General features: G+C 61.5%; 3 protein-coding genes. 1 reads left to right on the top strand and 2 read right to left on the bottom strand.

Annotated features, from left to right (window positions below; genetic code table 11):
• Both epsC and trmJ read right to left on the bottom strand, forming a co-directional pair.
• Positions 1-408 (bottom strand): serine O-acetyltransferase EpsC (gene epsC, locus DK261_RS25390; protein WP_305887880.1); only part of this gene is annotated, 408 nt, incomplete at its 3' end.
• Positions 401-1,180 (bottom strand): tRNA (cytosine(32)/uridine(32)-2'-O)-methyltransferase TrmJ, encoded by a 780-nt coding sequence (trmJ, locus tag DK261_RS25385; protein ID WP_009050643.1) that lies wholly within the window; start codon positions 1,178-1,180, stop codon positions 401-403. The genes epsC and trmJ, both read right to left, overlap by 8 nt.
• Before the next feature lie 256 nt (positions 1,181-1,436).
• Here trmJ and suhB point away from each other — a divergent pair, with 256 nt between their 5' ends.
• Positions 1,437-2,252, top strand: coding sequence for an inositol-phosphate phosphatase (gene suhB, locus DK261_RS25380; protein WP_007929514.1), 816 nt, complete (start codon positions 1,437-1,439; stop codon positions 2,250-2,252).
• Positions 2,253-2,292 lie beyond the last annotated feature (40 nt).

The following is a 2,292-nucleotide window of genomic DNA, read 5'->3' as shown; positions in this document are numbered from 1 at the left end:
GAACGGGCCCAGCACCTTGGCGCCCGCCCCCACCACCACACCATCTTCCAGGGTCGGGTGACGCTTGCCCTTGTTCCAGCTGGTGCCGCCCAGGGTCACGCCCTGATAGAGGGTGACGTCGTCACCGATCTCGGCGGTTTCGCCAATGACGATGCCCATGCCGTGGTCGATAAAGAAGCGGCGACCAACCTTGGCCCCCGGGTGAATCTCGATCCCGGTCAGCCAGCGCCCGAAGTTCGACACCAGGCGCGCCAGCCACTTCCAGCCCATGCCCCACAACGCGCCGGACAGGCGATGAATCCAGATGGCGTGCATGCCCGGGTAGCAGGTCAGGACCTCGAACGCATTACGCGCCGCCGGGTCACGATGGAAAACACTCTGGATATCTTCACGCAAACGCTCAAACATCATCATTCTTCCGCTTAAGGAGCTCGCCACGGGCCGCTTTCTGGGTTTCCGTGAGGATGCCACGCAAAATATTCATTTCCGCCCGACTTACCGAGCTGCGTCCGTACAACCGGCGCAGGCGCGCCATCAAGTGCCGTGGTTTTTCCGGATCGAGGAAGTCGATGGCCACCAGCGTCTGCTCCAGATGCTCGTAGAACCGCTCCAGCTCGTCCATGGTCGCCAGCTCATCGCTGCGCGGCGACGCCACTTCATCCTTCTCGACCTTGCTCGGCTGACCTTCGGCCGCCAGCCAGGACATACGCACTTCATAAGCAAGCACCTGCACCGCCGTCGCCAGGTTCAGCGAGCTGAACTCCGGGTCCGAAGGGATATGCACGTGAAAATGACATCGCTGCAGCTCGTCATTGGTCAGACCGGAATCTTCACGGCCGAAGACCAAGGCAATTTCGGCGCCCTGCCCTGCCTCTTGCACCACCTTGGCCCCGGATTCACGGGGATCGAGCAATGGCCAGGGGATACGCCGATCACGAGCACTGGTGCCAAACACCAGGGTGCAGCCGGCCAGGGCGTCTTCCAGGGTGGCGACGACCTGAGCGTTTTCAAGAATGTCTGTAGCGCCGGATGCACGCGCATCGGCCTCATGGGACGGGAAAATCCGCGGCTCGACCAGTACCAGCCGCGACAGCCCCATGTTCTTCATGGCACGCGCAGCCCCACCGATGTTCCCGGGATGACTGGTATTGACCAGGACGACACGAATGTTCTGCAGCAAGGGAGGTGCTCTCGGACACGGGAAAGGGGAGCAAATCTTACAGAACCGCCAGCGCTCCCGCCTCAAAAATAACTGCTTCTGGCTGGCACCTTATAGAAGCCGGCCAACTCCAGACGGACTGCCACTCGTCAAAATGTCCGCGTATTTATGGGCCCGAGCGACAGTCCGAGGCAAGCGGAGCGAATGTCGATCTTCATCTGCAAAAGTTTTCTGCTAGAATGCTCGGCTTTCTTTAACAACCTTAGGTGACCTATCCATGCAGCCAATGCTGAATATCGCGCTGCGCGCCGCCCGCAGCGCCAGTGAACTGATTTTCCGCTCCATCGAGCGCCTGGATACCATCAAGGTCGACGAAAAAGACGCCAAAGACTACGTATCCGAAGTTGATCGCGCTGCCGAGCAGAAGATCATCGACGCATTGCGCAAGGCCTACCCGACTCACGGCATTCTCGGTGAAGAAACCGGTCTGCACGCTGGCAGCGGCGAAGGCGAAGACTACCTGTGGATCATCGACCCACTGGACGGCACCACCAACTTCCTGCGCGGCATTCCTCATTTCGCTGTCAGCATCGCCTGCAAATACCGTGGTCGCCTGGAACACGCCGTGGTTCTGGACCCGGTGCGCCAGGAAGAATTCACCGCCAGCCGTGGTCGCGGCGCACAACTGAACGGTCGTCGCCTGCGTGTCAGCGGCCGCACCAGCCTGGACGGCGCCCTGCTGGGCACCGGCTTCCCGTTCCGTGACGACCAGATGGACAACCTCGACAACTACCTGGGCATGTTTCGCGCCCTGGTTGGCCAGACCGCCGGCATCCGCCGCGCTGGTGCTGCCAGCCTGGACCTGGCCTACGTGGCCGCCGGTCGCTTCGACGCCTTCTGGGAGTCGGGCCTGTCCGAGTGGGACATGGCTGCAGGCGCCCTGCTGATCCAAGAAGCCGGCGGCCTGGTGAGCGACTTCACCGGCGGTCACGACTTCCTGGAAAAAGGCCACGTGGTTGCCGGCAACACCAAATGCTTCAAGGCGGTCCTCACCGCCATCCAGCCGCATCTGCCGGCTTCGCTGAAGCGCTAAGCGCCAGCGACAAGAAAGCACCCTGCGGGGTGCTTTTTTT

The organism is Pseudomonas sp. RW409 (assembly GCF_003184125.1).
Classification (GTDB): domain Bacteria; phylum Pseudomonadota; class Gammaproteobacteria; order Pseudomonadales; family Pseudomonadaceae; genus Aquipseudomonas; species Aquipseudomonas chlororaphis_I.
Note: the sequence above shows the minus strand (reverse complement) of the source record. Positions and strands in the feature narration are given on the sequence as shown.

Excerpts from the sequence above, each read along its gene's own strand:
- suhB (WP_007929514.1), top strand. The coding sequence starts at position 1,437 with ATGCAGCCAATGCTGAATATCGCGCTGCGCGCCGCCCGCAGCGCCAGT.